The organism is Kitasatospora sp. NPDC127035, from assembly GCF_042726075.1.
Lineage (GTDB): Bacteria > Actinomycetota > Actinomycetes > Streptomycetales > Streptomycetaceae > Kitasatospora.
This window is the reverse complement of the sequence record NZ_JBHXDN010000028.1, coordinates 91848-108888: the sequence shown is the minus strand read 5'-3', so window position 1 is coordinate 108888 and position 17041 is coordinate 91848. Positions and strand designations below refer to the sequence as shown.

The 17041-nt window shown below is 75.1% G+C and carries 16 protein-coding genes; 6 read left to right on the top strand and 10 right to left on the bottom strand.

What is annotated here, in order from left to right:
* Window positions 1-178 precede the first annotated feature (178 nt).
* Together ACFWIC_RS20660 and ACFWIC_RS20655 are read left to right on the top strand one after the other, a co-directional pair.
* Window positions 179-901 carry a hypothetical protein gene (locus ACFWIC_RS20660; protein ID WP_380519669.1) on the top strand — a complete coding sequence of 241 codons (723 nt, stop codon included), beginning with the start codon at window positions 179-181 and terminating at the stop codon, window positions 899-901.
* 372 nt (window positions 902-1273) lie between these two features.
* A complete protein-coding gene (locus ACFWIC_RS20655; protein ID WP_380519668.1) occupies window positions 1274-1933 on the top strand; it encodes a DUF642 domain-containing protein in 660 nt (219 codons plus the stop codon).
* A gap of 112 nt (window positions 1934-2045) precedes the next feature.
* Here the strand turns inward: ACFWIC_RS20655 and ACFWIC_RS20650 are convergent, their stop codons facing one another.
* Window positions 2046-2669: a hypothetical protein gene (locus tag ACFWIC_RS20650; RefSeq protein WP_380519667.1), complete on the bottom strand. Its 624-nt coding sequence runs from the start codon at window positions 2667-2669 to the stop codon at window positions 2046-2048.
* 244 nt (window positions 2670-2913) lie between these two features.
* Window positions 2914-3870 carry a helix-turn-helix transcriptional regulator gene (locus tag ACFWIC_RS20645; protein ID WP_380519666.1) on the bottom strand — a complete coding sequence of 319 codons (957 nt, stop codon included), beginning with the start codon at window positions 3868-3870 and terminating at the stop codon, window positions 2914-2916.
* A gap of 98 nt (window positions 3871-3968) precedes the next feature.
* Here ACFWIC_RS20645 and ACFWIC_RS20640 point away from each other — a divergent pair, with 98 nt between their 5' ends.
* Window positions 3969-4781 (top strand): NAD(P)H-dependent oxidoreductase, encoded by an 813-nt coding sequence (locus ACFWIC_RS20640; protein ID WP_329878332.1) that lies wholly within the window; start codon window positions 3969-3971, stop codon window positions 4779-4781.
* A 54-nt stretch (window positions 4782-4835) separates the two neighbouring features.
* Here ACFWIC_RS20640 and ACFWIC_RS20635 read toward each other — a convergent pair whose 3' ends face one another.
* The 5 genes from ACFWIC_RS20635 to ACFWIC_RS20615 all read right to left on the bottom strand — a co-directional run bounded on the left by ACFWIC_RS20635 (window position 4836) and on the right by ACFWIC_RS20615 (window position 10650).
* The gene (locus ACFWIC_RS20635; RefSeq protein ID WP_329950901.1) at window positions 4836-6209 is read right to left on the bottom strand and encodes an erythromycin esterase family protein; all 1374 of its coding nucleotides are present in this window, start codon (window positions 6207-6209) and stop codon (window positions 4836-4838) included.
* Between the two features lie 246 nt (window positions 6210-6455).
* Window positions 6456-6713 (bottom strand): hypothetical protein, encoded by a 258-nt coding sequence (locus ACFWIC_RS20630; RefSeq protein WP_380519665.1) that lies wholly within the window; start codon window positions 6711-6713, stop codon window positions 6456-6458.
* A gap of 286 nt (window positions 6714-6999) precedes the next feature.
* Window positions 7000-7845, bottom strand: coding sequence for a hypothetical protein (locus ACFWIC_RS20625; RefSeq protein ID WP_380519664.1), 846 nt, complete (start codon window positions 7843-7845; stop codon window positions 7000-7002).
* 90 nt (window positions 7846-7935) lie between these two features.
* Complete coding sequence (locus tag ACFWIC_RS20620) at window positions 7936-8544, bottom strand: PadR family transcriptional regulator (RefSeq protein WP_380519663.1); 609 nt, start codon at window positions 8542-8544, stop codon at window positions 7936-7938.
* A 66-nt stretch (window positions 8545-8610) separates the two neighbouring features.
* Complete coding sequence (locus ACFWIC_RS20615) at window positions 8611-10650, bottom strand: FAD-dependent oxidoreductase (protein ID WP_380519662.1); 2040 nt, start codon at window positions 10648-10650, stop codon at window positions 8611-8613.
* Window positions 10651-10940: 290 nt separating this feature from the next.
* On the opposite strand from ACFWIC_RS20615, the gene ACFWIC_RS20610 reads away from it, so the two are divergent.
* The gene (locus ACFWIC_RS20610) at window positions 10941-12314 is read left to right on the top strand and encodes an FAD-dependent monooxygenase (RefSeq protein ID WP_380519661.1); all 1374 of its coding nucleotides are present in this window, start codon (window positions 10941-10943) and stop codon (window positions 12312-12314) included.
* Here ACFWIC_RS20610 and ACFWIC_RS20605 read toward each other — a convergent pair.
* Both ACFWIC_RS20605 and ACFWIC_RS20600 read right to left on the bottom strand, forming a co-directional pair.
* Window positions 12296-12871, bottom strand: a complete 576-nt coding sequence (locus ACFWIC_RS20605) for a TerD family protein (RefSeq protein WP_329878346.1) — start codon at window positions 12869-12871, stop codon at window positions 12296-12298. The two genes, ACFWIC_RS20610 and ACFWIC_RS20605, sit on opposite strands and share 19 nt — an antisense overlap.
* Window positions 12872-13055: 184 nt before the next feature.
* A complete protein-coding gene (locus tag ACFWIC_RS20600; protein WP_329878348.1) occupies window positions 13056-13970 on the bottom strand; it encodes a LysR family transcriptional regulator in 915 nt (304 codons plus the stop codon).
* Window positions 13971-14042: 72 nt separating this feature from the next.
* On the opposite strand from ACFWIC_RS20600, the gene ACFWIC_RS20595 reads away from it, so the two are divergent.
* Together ACFWIC_RS20595 and ACFWIC_RS20590 are read left to right on the top strand one after the other, a co-directional pair.
* Window positions 14043-14786: an SDR family oxidoreductase gene (locus ACFWIC_RS20595; protein ID WP_380519660.1), complete on the top strand. Its 744-nt coding sequence runs from the start codon at window positions 14043-14045 to the stop codon at window positions 14784-14786.
* A gap of 202 nt (window positions 14787-14988) precedes the next feature.
* Window positions 14989-15282 (top strand): hypothetical protein, encoded by a 294-nt coding sequence (locus ACFWIC_RS20590; protein ID WP_329950907.1) that lies wholly within the window; start codon window positions 14989-14991, stop codon window positions 15280-15282.
* Between the two features lie 74 nt (window positions 15283-15356).
* Here the strand turns inward: ACFWIC_RS20590 and ACFWIC_RS20585 are convergent, their stop codons facing one another.
* Window positions 15357-16925, bottom strand: coding sequence for a glycerol-3-phosphate dehydrogenase/oxidase (locus ACFWIC_RS20585; RefSeq protein WP_380519659.1), 1569 nt, complete (start codon window positions 16923-16925; stop codon window positions 15357-15359).
* Window positions 16926-17041 lie beyond the last annotated feature (116 nt).

The following is a 17041-nucleotide window of genomic DNA, read 5'->3' as shown; positions in this document are numbered from 1 at the left end:
GGCCGGCGCCGCAGGTCCGCCCGCCCCGCCGCGGGCGCCCCCACCGGTCGGGCGGATCTGACGGGAAGCCAACTCCGTCCCGGGCAAACCGGGTTGTGATCGTCTACCGCTCGGTACGATCAAGCCGCACGACCGGTCCGTCCGACGGGACGAACCGCCGAAGAGGGGGGAATCCCGCATGCAGTTCGACTCCGCCGTCCGACACGGCAAACACGCACACCAGTCGCGCCCGTCCACGTCCCGCCCGTACACGTGGCTGACCGCGCTCGCCCTGGCCTCGGTCGCGGTGGCCGGCTGTTCGTCCTCGGGCGACTCCGCCCCGGACGCCGCCAAGGCGCCCTCGGAGACCGCGGCCGGGACCTCCGCACCGGGCACCTCCCCCGGCGGCGCGACGCCGCCCGCCGGTACCGCGCCGGCCGGCACCACCGCCGCGCCGAGCGGGGGCGGCAAGGCGGCCCCTCCCGCCAACCGCCCGGCCGACCCCTGCACGCTGCTGACGTCCGACCAGGTGGTGGCCGTCGTCGGCACGCCCGGCCCGTTCAACGGCATGCCCCTGGGCCGGGGCCTCGACGGTTCGGCGGTCTGGGGCTGCGGCTGGAGCAACTGGGACTCCCTCACCTCGCTCCAGGAGGTGGACTCCTCCACGTTCGCGAGCCACAAGCGGGACTCCCAGCGCCCGGACGCGAAGGAGCCGGCGGTCAAGGACGTCGGCGACGAGGTGTTCGTCGCGTCCCGGGGCAACGCGGGCAAGCCGGCCCTGTTCTTCGCGCTGGGCCCGCACTTCTACCGGGTCGAGGTCCAGTCCAACCGCAAGCTGGGCGCGAACAACCCCGACGCGGCCAAGGACGCCGCCGCCGAGGAGTCCCTGGCCCGCCAGTTCGCCAAGACCCTCAAGGGCTGATCCGCGGAGCGCCGCGAGAGGCCCCGTGCCGCTCGCGGCGAACCGGCCCGTCGCCTCCGCCGCCCGCCGGCGCGCGTAGTGAACCGTCCGGCCCCGGCTCGGCTCGGATCGGCTCGGCTCCGGGGGGTCGGAGCCGTTCCGGTGGACGTTGCGGCGGACGTCCCGGCGGATCCTGGTCCTGACCCCGAGACCGTCGTCGATCAGGGGGCGCGCGGCGAGGCGTGCGCGCCAGGCGTACAGAACTCCCGCCCCTGGCATGGCCACCGTGCTCCCGCGCACCGCGCCCGGACCCCTTGGCGGGGCGCGCGCAGGACCGCACACTCCGGATGGGGCTCCTGACCGGAGGCCTCCCCGCGCAACCGGAAGGCACCCATGCACCCGCCGAGCCCGTCCGGCGCCCGCGCCGTCTCCCGCACCGCCGCCGTCACCACCGCCGGCCTCCTGCTGACCGCCACCGCCGGAACCGCCGCGGCCGCGCCCGCCGCCCCGCCCGCCGCCGGGGCTGCCGCCACAGCGGTCGCCGCCGTGGCCTTCTCCGACGGAGGCTTCGAGAGCCCCGTCGTCCCGGCACCCGCACCGTTCACCGACTACCTCGGCGGACAGACCTTCGGCCCCTGGACGGTCGGCGGCGACAGCGCCGACCTGACCTCCGACCGCCTGTGGGACGTGGCCGAGGGCCACCAGTCGCTCGACCTCAACGGCAGCACCACCGGCAGCGTCTCGCAGACGTTCCCGGTGGCACCGCTGACGACCTACCTCGTCACCTTCAAGCTGGCGGGCAACCCCGTGTGGGCCCCGGCCCTCAAGACCGGCCAGGTGCGGGTCAACGGCACGACGGTGCTCGACTTCGCCTTCGACGTCAGCGGACATGGCCTGCGCTCCATGGGCTACGTCGAGCAGACCACCGCCTTCACCAACCTGCTGGGCACCTCGGCCACCCTCACGTTCGCCAGCACCACCCCCGGCTACGGCGGCCCGGTCATCGACGACGTGAAGGTCCGCAGCTGCCTGCTGGTGCTCTGCCTGCCCTGACGGACCTGTGCACCGCCCCGCAGGAACCGGCCGGAACAGGCCGGAACACGCCGGACCCGGCCGGACCCGGCGGGACCCGTGCGGCGCACGGATGGGAGCGCCAACGGGCCTGTCAGTAGAGCTTGTTCACCGCGGCCCTGACCGTCTCCTTGAAGGCGGGGACGTCCGGCTGGGTCCAGTTGCTCTCCCACTCGACGACCGCCACCGTGCTGCCGTCCCGGCCGACCCCGTACAGGTGGTTGTTGTACGACGCCCAGGGGGAGGTGCGGGAACGGTGCACGCCTCCCACGGTCGCGCCCTCCTCGACGTCGAGCGAGCCGTGGTCCTGCCCGGTCACGGTGTCGCCCGGGTACGCGGCACGCAGGCGGTCGGCACAGCCCGCGTAGTACTGACGGAGCGATTCGGCGAAGGTGACGGCCTCCGCCTCGGTCGGCAGCACGAAGACCCGCTCGACGGCCGAGGCGGTCTCCGACGTGAAGAAGTCGGCGCTCCAGGTGTTCTGCTCCGGCACCTCGTTGATCCGGTCCCACAGACAGGTCGGCGTGTAGCTCCCGCCCGGCTCGTCCGAGGCCCCGCCCATCCAGGTCAGCGAGTCCGGCGGCAGGTCGGCGACGTCGATCATCCCCGGCCGGCCCTGCGTGTCGGCGGGCGTCGCGCCCGCCACCGGAGCCGCCACCGCGACCACCAGCAGGGCGACACCCGCCCCGCGCACCCACGTACGAATCCCCGACCTCATCCGTCCACCTCCGTGTGTAGAGCTGCGGAAAGGCGCCCGCCCGATCGGGGCGGGGCACTCCGTCCAGCATCCGAGACCACGGACCGTTCCGAGGGTGCGGACACGAACCACGGCCGGAACCTCGCCCACCGATCATCGATTCCGGCCGAAAACAGTACCTCCGCCCCTCATCCGGGGCCTGAACACGGCAGGGCGCAGCTCGGGGCGGGGGCGGACCGGGCCGGGGCGGGGCGGGGCGGGTTCGTCAGTCCCTCGTCCCCGGCCCGGCCGTCGCGACCGGCGCCGCCGTCGCGAGCCGGGTCAGGGCGGCGGCGGTCACCCGATCCTCCCCCGCGCTGAACACGTGCAGTACCAGGCCGGTCTGGCCGGGGGCGGCCGGGACGTTCAGGGGCTCGAAGTCCAGTGTGAGCACGCCGGTCAGGGCGTGGTGGAGGCGCTTGCGGCCCGCCGCGCACATCACCACCTCGCCGGATTCCCAGACTTGTCGGAACTCCCGGCTCTGCGAGGAGAGTTCGCGGATCAGGGCGACCAGCTCGGCATCGCCCGGCCAGGTGCCGGCCGCCACCCGCAGCTGGCCGACGGCCTCCGCCGCTCGGTCCGCCCAGTCGGGATGGACGGTGCGGGAGGCCGGGTCGAGGAAGAGGAAGCGGGCCTGGTTCCGGTCACGGCGAGGCACCTCGCCCACACCGCCGACGAGTTCGGAGCCGAGTCCGTTCCACGCGACGACGTCGAGGCGGTGGTCGGTCACGAAGGCGGGAAGGTTCGCACCCAGCGCGTCCAGCATCCGGCGCAGCAGCGGACTGACCCGGGGCCTGGGCACCGGCACCCGCCGGGCGGAGGCGAGCGTGTCGAGGTGACGGCGCTCCGCCTCGTCCAGCCCGAGGGTGCGGGCGAGCGCGTCGAGCACCTCGGGGGACGGCTGGGTGGAACGTCCCTGCTCCAACCGGACGTAGTAGTCCACGCTGATCCCGGCCAGCTGGGCCAGCTCCTCCCGGCGCAGCCCCTGCACCCGTCGGCGCCCGCCCCCGGCGAGGCCGACCAGTTCGGGGGCCACCCGGCCCCGGCGGGCGCGCAGGAACGCTCCGAGCGCCCGGCCGGGGTCGCCGACCCCGTCCGGCGGGGTGGCCGCGGTGGCGGCGCCGTCCCCGCCGGTGCTGCTGCCGGTCCTGCTGTCGGAGCTCCTGCCCGTGCTGGTGTCCATGCGATCCAGTATGGGTGGCCCTCGCAGTACCAGGACCGGCGGTCCTCCGGAATCACAGGGTGCTGGCTGCGCCTCGCGACCGGCGCGAGGGTGGTGCCATGACCGACCACGCATCGCGGCAACAGCCCGACCCCACCCGGCAGAAGACCGTCCTCCTGGTCACCGCGCACCCCGAGCCCCGTTCGCTCACCTCCGCGCTGTCCGCGTTCGCGGCCGACCACCTGCGGGCCGCCGGGCACCGCGTGGAGGTGTCCGACCTCTACGCGATGAAGTGGCACGCGTCGTTGGACGGCGACGACTTCCCCGACCTGCCGGCGGACGAGCGGCTGGAGGTTCTGGCCGCCCAGGGCGAGGCCACCCACGCGGGGCGGCTCTCGGCGGACATCGCCGCCGAGCAGGAGAAGCTGCGCCGGGCCGACGCCGTGGTGCTGCAGTTCCCGCTGTGGTGGTTCTCGGTGCCCGCGATCCTCAAGGGCTGGATCGACCGGGTGTTCACCTTCGAGTTCGCGCACGGGCCGGCCGTTCCGCCGCCGTACAGCGAGGGCGCGCTCGGCGGGCGCCGGGGCCTGCTGGCCGTGACGGCCGGGGCCCGGGAGTCGGCGTTCTCCGACCGGGGCGCGCACGGCCCGCTGGCGGACCTGCTGTTCCCCGTGCAGCACGGGGTGCTCTGGTTCACCGGCATCGCGGCGCTCGAACCGTTCGCCGTGTACGGGTCGGTGGACGTGTCGTCGGAGCGGTTCGCGGAGCTGGCGCGGGAGTACGGGCGCCGGCTGGACGGGCTGTTCACCGATGAGCCGGTGCCCTTCCGGCGCCTCGACGGCGGCGACTACGGGCGGGACATGCGGCTGCTGCCGGGTGTGGAGGAGCCGGGCACGGCCGGCCCGGGCCTGCACCTCGCGCCGCGCGGCTGACCCGCCGCCGGCTCGGCCCCGGGCCGGGCCGACGGCGGGCCGGTGCGGCGAGGGTCAGAGCTTGGTGGCCTCGTGGACCTGGTGGAGGTGGATCAGGATGTCGTACGCCTGGTTGACGGCGAGGCTGGGGGCCGGCTGCGTGAAGCTCGATCCGGCGTCGTGGACGGGGCGGGGGGTGTCGAGCCAGTCGCGGCCGGCGGCCGACAGCGTGCGCAGGTCGACGTAGTAGTCGCGGTGGCGGACCCGGTCGAGGGTGTACTCCTGCATGTCGGGGGTGGCGGCCGGGACGGTCACGGCGTTCCAGGGACTGCCGAGGGTGGTCGCCGTGAGGAAGGACCCCTGGTTGAAGGTGAAGCCGATGGCGGCGTAGCCCCGCCCGAGGGCGTTGCGCAGGTAGACGCCCTGCGTCGTCGGGTACATCACGGGGTCGGTGGACAGGTAGCCCACGTGGCCGTTGTGCGCCGACAGCAGCATCCTGTCGCCGGTGCGGCGGTTCCACCAGGCGGTGTTGTCGGCCATCGCCCGGTCGCGGTAGTGCTCCGCGACGGACACCGACTCGGGGTCGGCCAGGTCCAGGGAGGTGAAGACGAAGGTCTGGAGGATGTTGCGGGCGTGCTGCTCGGCCCACTCGTAGGCCTCGCCGCCGGCGCCCTTGCCCGCGGTGACCAGGTCGAACGCCTGCTGGGCGACGGCCGCGTTGTGGCGCCGTTCGGCGAGGGGCCTGCCCAGGTAGGCGAACACGTCGTCGAGGGGGCGCAGGCCCGCGTACAGCGCCTCGACCTGCGCGAGGTCCTGGGGGCGGGCCGTGCGGACGTAGGAGGTGACCCGGTCGAAGACCTGGTCACCGAGCCTCGGCGCTCCGACGTCGTTGCCCATGAAGTGGACCCTGCGGTCCGGGTGCCGGTCGTTGTGCCGCCGCATCCAGCTGATGAGGCTGACGAACTCCTCACGCTCCCAGGGGGATCCGGCCAGCGCCTCCTTGGCCGTCTGCCGGGCGTCGCCGGGGCCTCCCTGGAGGTACTCGTCGATCCGAAGACCGGCCGACCAGCTCATCTCCAGGGCGAAGGTGGTGAAGCCCTTCTCCTCGACGAGGTAGCGGAAGACGCGTTCCTTCATGGCGAAGAACTGGTGCGAGCCGTGGGTGGCCTCGCCCAGCCCCACCACGGCGGCGTCGCCGACCATCGCACCGAGCGCCCGGAGGTCGGTGCTGCGGCCACCGGGTTCCGTCGACCGCAGCGGCTGCGCGGCGCTCTCCAGCGCACGGATCGCGGCGGCCTGCCGTCCGTCGACCGCCGTGGCGCCGGATGCGGCCGGCGCGGGACCGGCGGGCACGGCGGAGGCCACCGGGGCCAGCAGGGCGGTGGCCGCGAGCGCTGCCGTCGCAGCGAGCAGCCCGCGTCGTCCGATCGCCGTCATGTGCGCAGTCATCCTGATCATTCCTCAGTTCGGTGTTCCACTGGGCGGTGGAATGATCATGGCTCGGGACGGGGGCGGGCCGCGCTGGGGCCGTCCTCCGAACCTGTCCGGGGGTAAACCCCCTGCTCACCGGGTGGTTCTCCGCCGGACGAGGCCCGGTGCCGCCCGGCGCCGCGCCCCTCCCCGCCCGGCCCGTGGCGACGGGCCCGTGGCGACGGGCCCGTGGCGACGGGCCGGTGCGCCGCCGACCGGGCGCGGTCAGGGCCAGCCCGTCGGCTTCACGGTCATGGTGGCCCTGGCCGCGACGATCGCGGCGCACGCCCCGCGGACCTCCCGGTCGGCCCAGTCGGGCGGCAGCGGCCCCTGCGCCCCGAGGGCGGCGGCCTGCCGCTGGAGTTCGCGCAGTGCGCCGCCCTGGGCGCTGGAGAGGCCCATCTCCTGGTAGTCACCGACGTCCGCACCGCCGTCGAGGTACGTGCGCAGCCAGGGTGCGATGCTCAGGACGCAGTCCTCCAAGGGGTCGAACGACGGCGAAGGCGCCGTCGGCGTGGTCGACGGGGCGGCCGTCCCGGGTGACGCGTTCCCGGATGACGCGCCGGGTCCACCGCATCCCGACGCCGTGGCCGCCGCAACAACCAGGGCCGGACCTGCCAGGCCGGCCAGGAGCCGTTTCCGCATGCCCGCATTGTGGCCCCGGCGTCCGGCCCGCACCAGAGTTCGGCGCGGGCCGTCGGATCGGCCGCCGGCTCGGAGGCCGGCTCGGGCTGTGGCGACCGGGCCGGACGGGACCGGCGGCGGCCCGTCAGACCGCCGCGGACGGAACGCCCGGAGCAGCCGTCGGGGTGGCCGTCGGGGTGGTGGGAACGCCCGGGGCCGTCGGGGCCGTCGTGGACCCCGCCGGCGCGCCGAGGTGACGTTCGGCCTTGGCGACGGCGGCGCGGTAGTAGAGGGACGCGAGTTGGGGGGAGACGGAGTCGCGCTGGAAGAATCCGTAGGAGAGCGCGACGTCGCCGAGGCGTTCGAGGCCGAGGTAGCCGTTGAGCGGGATGCCCGCCAGTTCGCCGTCGAGGCGGACGGCGGGGGCGCCCGGCCGGTCCCCGAGGGCGACCGGGGTCACGGTGAAGACCACGGGGGCGCCGGTGTCGTCGGTGAAGGTGATGCTGCGGCAGTCGGCGAACGCGGCGGTGACGGCGGCGAAGTCGGTGGTGAGGCGGTCCGGCTCCTCGGCGGTGAGCGATTCGGTGATCATCGGGTTGCCGGCCGGCCCGTCGAACTCGACGCCCTGGTGCGGGCGTCCGGAGGGCCCTCGGGCGGTCTCGCGGTTCAGCAGCGCGCGCAGCGCGTCGCACCCGGCCACCGGGGAGGCGTCACTCTCGGGCGAGGGGCTCGCGCCGACCGGGAGTTCGGTGAAGTCCGGTCCCAGTTCATCGGCGGTGAGCAGCGCGGCCCTGAGCCGGTCGTCGGTGGGCAGCTGTGCGGCGGCGGCCGGAGCGGCGGCGACCGTGGCCCCGGCGGCTGTCGCGAGCGTCACGGCCGGCGCGGGCCGAGCGGACGGCGATCCTGCGGCGAGCCCGGTGGTGCCGAGGGTGAACACGGTGAGACCGGCTGCCGCGACGGTGAGGGCGAGAAGAGGCCTGGGGAGAGACATGCGGCCCCCGGTCGGGAGTTCGGGCAGGGACAGGCGTCCAGTCTCCCACCGCGTCCGGGACCCCGCCCGTCCGACGGGTGGATCCGCAGGTCAGGACGGGCCGAGGGCCTCGGCGGCGCCTTCCGCGGGACCACGCGCCGGACCGCCCGGCGGGCCGCCGTCGGTCCGGTCGGACGGCAGCGTGGCGAGGGTCTCGGTGAGCCACTGCGCCCAGAAGGACTCCAGCCCGATGCCGGCCCGCAGCACCGCGTGCTGCAACGGGTTCGCGGCGTCGCCCTCCCCCGGCGGGAAGTCGCGCCGTTCGATCGCCCGGTAGTCGGCCAGCTGCGCCCGGTGCAGGGCGAGGTGCCGGTGGAGTTCGGCGTCCAGGCCGGCCGTGCCGACCACCGCGGCGGCACGCAGCCGCAGCAGCAGCGGTTCCCGGACCGTCTTGGGGTCGTCCCCGGCGGCCGTCCACCGTGCGAGTTCGGCACGGCCCTCGGGCAGGACCTCGTACTCCTTCTTCTGCCCGCGCACCGGCCCGGTCTGCGGGAGCGCCCGGATCAGCCCGGAGGTCTCCAGCCTGCCCAGCTCACGGTAGATCTGCTGGTGGGTGGCGGACCAGAAGAAGCCGATCGACTTGTCGAACCGCCGGGTCAGCTCCAGCCCCGAGGACGGTTTCTCCAGCAGGGCGGTCAGGATGGCGTGCGGCAGCGACATGGGTCGATCCTAGGGGTCGCGGGGATTCCGCCCGCGCCCCTCGGAGCGGCGGTCGGAGTGCGGCGGTCAGAGCGCGGCGGCCAGCTCGGTGCCCTGCTTGATCGCCCGCTTGGCGTCGAGTTCGGCGGCCTCGTCGGCGCCGCCGATCAGGTGCGGGGTGATGCCGAGGGCGCGCAGGGCGGCGTCCAGGTCGCGGCGCGGTTCCTGGCCGGTGCAGAGGACGACGGTGTCGACGGGCAGCAGCTGCGGTTCGCCGTCGAGGGTGAAGTGGAGCCCCGCGTCGTCGATCAGGTCGTAGCGGGCGCCGGCGACCATCGTGACGCCGCGGTGCTTGAGTTCGGCCCGGTGGATCCAGCCGGTGGTCTTTCCGAGGCCGGCACCGACCTTGCCGGTCCGGCGCTGGAGCAGGTGGACGCGGCGCGGGGGCGTCGGCCGCTCGGGCCGGGCGAGGCCGCCGCGCTCGCGGTACTCCGGGTCGATGCCCCACTTGCGCTGGTAGACGGGCGCGTTGAGGCTCGCCTCGTCGCCCTGGTCGGTGAGGTACTCGGCGACGTCGAAGCCGATGCCGCCCGCCCCGACGACGGCGACGCGCTCGCCGACGGGCGCGCCGTCGCGCAGCACGTCGAGGTAGCCGAGGACGCTGGGGTGGTCGATGCCGGGGAGGTCGGCGGGGACGCGCGGGGTGACGCCGGTGGCGAGGACGACCTCGTCGAAGTCCTCGGCGGCGAGTTCCGGCGCCGCCACGAGGGCCCCGAGCCGCTGCTCGACGCCGAGTTCGGCGAGGCGGGTGCGGTAGTAGCGGATGGTCTCGTCGAACTCCTCCTTCCCCGGGATGCGCCGGGCGATGTCGAGCTGGCCGCCGACGGTGTCGGCGGCGTCGAACAGGGTGACGGCGTGGCCGCGTTCGGCCGCGGAGACGGCGAACGCGAGGCCGGCCGGTCCGGCGCCGACGACGCCGATGCGCTTGCGCGTCCTGGTGGGGGCGAGGACCAGCTCGGTCTCGTGGCAGGCGCGCGGGTTGACCAGGCAGGAGGTGGTCTTCCCGCTGAAGGTGTGGTCGAGGCAGGCCTGGTTGCAGCCGATGCAGGTGTTGACGGCGTCGGCGCGGCCGTCGCGGGCCTTGGCGACGAAGTCGGCGTCGGCGAGCAGCGGGCGGGCGAGGGAGACCAGGTCGGCGTAACCGTCGGCGAGCAACTGCTCGGCGAGTTCAGGGGTGTTGATGCGGTTGGAGGTGACCAGCGGGATGCCGACCGAGCCCATCACCTTGCGGGTCACCCAGGCGAAGGCGCCGCGCGGCACGGAGGTGGCAATGGTCGGGATGCGCGCCTCGTGCCAGCCGATGCCGGTGTTGATGATGGTGGCACCGGCCTCCTCGACGGCCCGGGCGAGCTGCACCACCTCGGGGAGGGTGGAACCGCCGGGGACGAGGTCGAGCATGGAGAGCCGGTAGATCAGGATGAAGTCGGGGCCGACCCGCTCGCGGACGCGGCGGACGATCTCGACCGGGAACCGCATCCGGTTCTCGTACGGGCCGCCCCACTCGTCCTCGCGGTGGTTGGTGGCGGCGGCGATGAACTCGTTGATCAGGTAGCCCTCGGAGCCCATGATCTCGACGCCGTCGTAGCCGGCTCGCCGGGCGAGGGCGGCGCAGCGGGCGAAGTCCTCGATGGTCCGCTCGACCTCGTCGGCGGTGAGGGCGCGCGGCGGGAACGGGCTGATCGGCGCCTGGACGGCGCTGGGGGCCACGAGGTCGGGGTGGTAGGCGTAGCGGCCGAAGTGCAGGATCTGGAGGGCGATCCGGCCGCCGGCGGCGTGCACGGCGTCGGTGACGACGCGGTGGCGGTCGGCCTCCTCCTCGGTGGTGAGCATGGCGCCGCCGCCCCAGGGGCGCCCTGCCTCGTTGGGGGCGATGCCACCGGTGACGATGAGGCCGACGCCGCCGCGGGCGCGTTCGGCGTAGAAGGCGGCCAGCCGCTCGGGGCCGTCGGGGGCCTCCTCCAGGCCCACGTGCATGGACCCCATGACGACGCGGTTGGGGAGGGTCGTGAAGCCGAGGTCGAGCGGGCGCAGCAGGTGCGGGTAGGGCGGCGGCGGGGTGGCGGTCATCGGGGGTCTCCCAGGGCTTCGTCGAGGCGGCGGCTCGTTGTTACCACACGGTAGGGGAGGGGATGCCTATATGCAACTAGTTGCACAAGAGGGTGCGGCCGAACTCCCGCCGGACCCCTCCCCCGGCCCCGCCGAACCCCCCATTCGGCGCCGCCCGCGGCGCCGCCCCCGGGGCGGCCCGGCCGCCACGGCGCTCCACCCGCCCCTTTACTGACGGATCGTCAGCCCACGGCGTATGGTCGTCGGGAGACGGGCGGGGCCGGCCGAGGCCCCGGAGAGGGGGCACGGCCGTGCGGGGTGGATCGGTCGCCGTGGTCGGCGGCAGCATCGCGGGGTGCGCGTTCGCCCGGGCCGCGGCCCGCGGCGGGGCGGAGCAGGTCACCGTGCTGGAACGCAGCCCCGGGCGCCTGGAGGACCGGGGCGTGGGCCTGTGCGTGGTCCTGGACCGCTACGCCGAACTGGTCCGGGCCGGCCACCTCGACGACGGCATCCGCCACCACCCGCTCACCGAACGGCACTGGGTGGCCGCCGACCCCTCCGGCACGCACGGCCCGCGCGGGCGGGTGCTCTGGGTCCAGCCGATGGCCATGCACGCGTTCCACTGGGGCGTGCTCTGGCAGGGACTGCGCGAACGCGCCCCGGACGCCGTGGAGTTCCGCACCGGGACGACCGTCACGGCGGTCGGCGGGGGCGGCCCCGACGACGGCCCGCAGGCCTGGGTGGCGACCTCCGGCGGGCGCGACCCGTACGACCTGGTGGTCGGCGCCGACGGCCACCGTTCGGTGGTCCGGGGCGCCGTCTGCCCGGACGCCCGGCCCGAGTACGCCGGCTACGTCTGCTGGCGCGGCAGCTTCGACGCCCGCCTCCTCGACCGGCTGCCCGGCGGGGGCGCGCGCTGGCCCGGGCACGAGGTGATCACCGCCTGCTACCCCGGCGGCCAGGTCGTGCTCTACCGCATCCCCGGCCTGGAGCCCGGCACCACCCTGGTCAACTGGGTCTTCTACGCCCCCGCACCCGCCTGGCTGCACCCGACCGGCGACACCGGGGCCGACGGCAGCAGGGCCGACGGCACCGTGACCGGCGACACCGGGGCCGGCGTCCCGGCCCACACGCCGGCCGACCCCAACGGCATCCCGGCCGGCTCGCTCGACCGCGTCCGCCTCGACGAACTGGCCGACCTCGCCGACCGGCACCTCCCGCCGTACTGGGCCGGGGTGGTCAACCTGACCCCGGTCGAGCGGATCCTGCTCCAGCCGATCCACGACCTCGCGACCCCGCGCCGCACCGCCGGACGCCTGCTGCTCGCCGGGGACGCCGCCACCCTGGTCCGCCCGCACAACACCAGCGGCGCGGCCAAGGCCCTCCAGGACGCCTGCGCCTTCGAGGACGCCTGGCGGTCGGCGGACGGCTGGGACGATCTGCTGCCCGGTTACGACCGCGAACGCGGCGCGGTGGGGCGGGCGTTGGTCGACCTCGGCCGCCGGCTCGGACGGGCCCAGGTCACCGGCGCACCGGACTGGAGGACCATCGACGAGGCCGGAATGGCCGAGTGGTGGCGCGAACAGCTCGCCGGTACGGGCGGGTTCGGCGGCCTGTCCCTCGACCGGCCGTCGAACTCCCCTTCAGTGCCGGACGGTTCGACCCGTCAGACGTTCACGCCGTAGTCGGTCGCGATGCCGCGCAGGCCGGAGGCGTAGCCCTGGCCGATCGCGCGGAACTTCCACTCGGCGCCGCTGCGGTAGAGCTCGCCGAAGACCATCGCCGTCTCGGTCGAGGCGTCCTCGGTGAGGTCGTAGCGGGCGATCTCCTGGCCGTTGGCCTGGTTGACGACCCGGATGAACGCGTTGCGGACCTGGCCGAAGCTCTGGTGCCGGGCGTCCGCGTCGTAGATCGACACCGGGAACACCACCTTGGCCACCTCGGCCGGCACGGTGGCCAGGTCGACCTTGATCTGCTCGTCGTCGCCGTCACCGCCACCGGTCAGGTTGTCACCGCTGTGCTCGACCGAACCGTCCGGGCTGCGCAGGTTGTTGAAGAAGACGAAGTGCCCGTCCGAGAGCACCTTGCCGACCGCGTTGCAGAGCAGCGCGCTCGCGTCCAGGTCGTAGTCGGCGCCGGTGGTCGTCCGCACGTCCCAGCCGAGTCCGACGATGACGGCGGTGAGGCCCGGCGCCTCCTTGGTCAGCGAGACGTTGCCGCCCTTGGCCAGCGAAACTCCCACAGTGCCCTCCTCGGTTGCGCTACTGCTCTCCCTGGAAAAGAATCTACAACACTGTAGAGATCGCGAGAATCCGTGCGACCGAATACGGCCATCCCCGGCCATCCCCGGCCGGCACACGGCCGACCACCCCGCCCGCCCCCGGCACGCTCCCCGGCCGGGCCCCGACCCTTCGCGGCCCGCCGCCTCAGCCCCCCTCCGCCAGCAGCGCCGCCACCTGCGGCGGAAGCAGGCACGCCTGCCGGGCCAGCAGGTCGACGAAGGCCGCCGTCAACGGGTCCGGCCTGGTCCGGGTGTACGCCACCAGCGCCCGCCGGACCGGCGGCTCCGGCCGGCGGACCAGCCCGTCGAACCCCGGTGGCACGATGTTCGCCGGCACCAGCGCCACTCCCAGACCGGCCGCCGCGAGCAGCGGGGCCGCCGCCGTCTGCTCGGTCCGCACCGCCACCCGGGGCCGGAACCCGGCCTCCGCGCAGGCCGCGTCCAGCAGGTCCGCGAGCCCGTTCCCGGGGGCGTAGTGCACCCAGTCCCGCTCCGCCAGCTCGGCCAGCGGAACGCGCCGGCATCCCTCCGGCTCCGCGTCCTCCGGCGGCAGCGCCAGGACGAACTCCTCCACCCCCAGTTCCCTGATCGGCCCCTCCCAGTCGGCCGGCTGCGTCCCCACCGCGACGTCCGCCTGCCCCGCCGCCATCGCCGCCCGCAGCTCCTCGTTGTGCGCGTACTCGCGCAGCCGGATCCGCACTCCCGGGTGCGCGCGCCGCCAGGCCCGCAGCACCGGCGGCAGGATGCCCAGGCTCACCGAGTACACCGTCGCCAACTCCAGCTCACCGCCGTCGAGTCCGGCCGCCGAGCGGGCCGCCGCCCGCAGCCGCTCGGCATCCGCGAGCGCCGCCCGGGCGTGCGGCAGCACCGCCCGCCCCATCGGCGTCAGCCGCACCGCGCGCGGCAGGCGCTCCAGCAGCGCGCCGCCCACCGCCTTCTCCAGCGCCCGCACCTGGTGCGAGAGCGCCGGCTGAGTGACGTGCAGCAGCTCGGCCGCGCGCGTGAAGGAACCGGTGTCGACGACGGTCACCAGGTACTCGAACTGTCGGAGAGTGGCCATGCAGGCAGTTTATGGCTTTCCCAGAAAACAAGCCTTGGACGTATCACCCCTGCTCGGCGGAGGGTTGCGGACATGACCTCCTCCGCAACCCTCCCCCTCGCCGGCCGCCGCGTCGTCATCGTCGGCGCCGGCTCCCACACCGGCCGCGCCCTCGCCCACACCGCCTCCGCCGCCGGCGCCGAACTCGTCCTCGCCGGCCCCGACCCCCGCAAGCTGGAGTGGACCGCCGGCGAACTGACCGGCCCCACGAAGGTCGTCCCGGTCGACCTCGCCGACGAGGACTCGATCGCCGCCCTCGCCGCCGCCACCGGCCGCTTCGACCACCTGGTCTCCACCGCCGCCATGCCCGCCAACGGCCCGCTCGCCGAACTCGAACTCGCCGACGTCCACCGCGCGTTCGCCGCCAAGGTGTACGGCCCGCTGCTGCTCGCCAAGCACCTCGCCGGCCAGGCCGCCACCGACACCCCCGACGGCGCCTCCTTCACCTTCTTCTCCGGCGTCGCCGCCTGGCGCCCCGCGCCCGCCCGCACCGTGATGGCCACCACCAACGGCGCCCTCGCCTTCCTCGTTCAGGCCCTGGCCGTGGAGATCGCCCCGGTCCGCGTCAACGCCGTCTCCCCCGGCATCGTCGACACCGGCGCCTGGGACCGGATGGGCGCCGACAAGACCGACTTCCTGCGTTCCGTCGCCGACCGCAACCCCGCACGCCGGACCGGCACCACCGAGGACCTGGTCCGCGCCGTCCACTTCGCGATGACCAGCCCCTTCGTCACCGGCACGGTCCTGCACGTCGACGGCGGCGGCCGCCTCGTCTGAGGCGCGCCCAGGGCGCCGTGGCGTCCCCCCTTCCCCGGGGGCCCGTTCCCGAGGCCCCGTTCCCGATCCCGTTCCCGATTCCGGGCGGGAACGGGGGCGGCCCACCACTCCCGCAGCGCTCGCGCTCGCCCGGCCGGGCCGGGGGGCCGGACGTAGACTGGCGTGGTCGCGCGGGGGGCCCGGCGGTCCCCCGGAGGTCTTCATGCGCCAGCGGCACAGCTTCCATCTCGACCGGGCCGGGCACTCCGTCACGGTGAACGTCCGGTCCGGCTGGATCACCGAGACCGAGGTGCTGGTGGACGGCAAGGAGGTCGCCTTCCACCGCGTCCACGGGCACGGCGTCTACCCGCTCACGCTGGCCGCCCAGCTGCCCGAGGAGCCTCCGCTGCCGCTGGCCGTCGAGCTCAAGCGGACCGGTGACCCCGAGCGCCCCCTCGCGTGCGCGCTGGACGTGCACGGCGCGGTGCACCCGATGGCGGAGCGCACCGGGCAGTGACCGCCCGGCGACCCTGCCGCCTGCCGCCTGCCGCCTGCCGCCTGCCGCCTGCCGCAAGGCTCGGCACTCGGCGCTCAGCGGACCTTGGCGATGATCTCCTCGACGGCCGCCCCGGCCCGCTCCGCGTCCGCCGGGACCAGGCCGATCCGGGTCCGGCGGTGCAGCACGTCCTCGACGTCCAGTGCGCCCTCGTGCGTCACCGCGTACACGATCTCGGCCCGGCTGACGTCGACGCCGCCCGCGACCGGCGCCGCGTAACCGGCACCCAGCGCCTCCCCCGCCACGAGCACCTCGCGCGCCGCGCCGCCGTGGCGGGCGACCAGGGAGGCCGGCACCTCGCCCTCGGGGCAGGGCCGGCTGTCGCGGTGGCCGGGCGCACCGACCAGCGGCAGGCGGGTGGTCCAGCAGTCGCGGGCGGTCAGCTCGCGCAGGCGGACCGCGGTGTCGACGGCGTCCTCGGCCATCCGGCGGTAGGTGGTGAGCTTCCCGCCGACCACCGTGATCACGCCGTTGGGCGACTCCAGCACCGCGTGCTGCCGGGAGATGTCCGCGGTGGCGCCGTCGCCGGTGTCGAGCAGCGGCCGCAGCCCGGCGTAGGCGCCGCGCACGTCGGCCCTGGTCAGGGCCGTCTCCAGGGCGGAGTTCACGGTGTCGAGGAGGAAGTCCAACTCCGCGTCGGTGGGCCGGGGCTCGTCCGGGATCGGGCCGGGCGCGTCCTCGTCGGTCAGGCCGATCGCGACCCGGCCGAGCTGCTGCGGCAGCGCGAAGACGAACCGGCTGGTCGACCCGGGCACGGGGACGGTGAGCGCGGCGGTCGGCCGGCCGAGGGCCGCGGCGTCGACCACCAGGTGGGTGCCCCGGCTGGGCCGCAGCCGGATCGACGGATCCACCTCGCCGGCCCAGACTCCCGTGGCGTTGACGACGGCGCGGGCGGTGAGGGTGAACGACTGGCCGGTGAGTCCGTCGGTGAGCCGGGCGCCGCCTCCGGTGACCTCGTCGGCGCGGACGCGGGTGAGCACCGAGACCCCGTACTGCGCCGCGGTACGGGCGAGGGCGACCACCAGCCGGGCGTCGTCGACGAGTTGCCCGTCGTGAGCGACGAGGCCGCCGTTCAGACCGGCTGCCCGCAGCCCGGGCACCAGGTCACGGGCGCGGGCGGCGTCCACCCGGCGGACCCGGGGCAGCAGGGTGCCCGAGGTGCCGGCGCCCAGCCGCAGGGCGTCGCCCGCGAGGAAGCCGGCCCGGACCAGCGCGGCCTGCCCCGGGCGGAACAACCCGTCCAGCAGCGGCACGAGTTGGGGCAGCGAACGGACCAGGTGAGGGGCGGTACGGGTCATCAGCACACCGCGTTCGCGGGCGCTCTCCCGCGCCACGCCGATCCGCCCGGAGGCGAGGTAGCGCAGGCCGCCGTGGACGAGCTTGGAACTCCACCGGCTGGTCCCGAACGCGAGGTCGCGGGACTCGACGAGCACGGTGCAGAGCCCGCGCGCCGCCGCGTCGAGGGCGACACCGACGCCGGTGATGCCTCCGCCGATCACCAGGACGTCGACGACGGGGTCGGCGGCGAGCGCGTCGAGCTCCAACTCCCGGCGACGGGCGGTGAGTCGGGTCGTCCCGGCGTAGGGTCCGGCGGTGGTGGTCATCTGCGGCCTCCGTGGCGGGTGGCGTTGCGGCGGTTCACCGGCTGCCGACGGCGGCCGACCGGGCATGGACGGGCGGTCACCCGCAGACGGACGGCCCGCCCGGCGCGGGCGTTCAC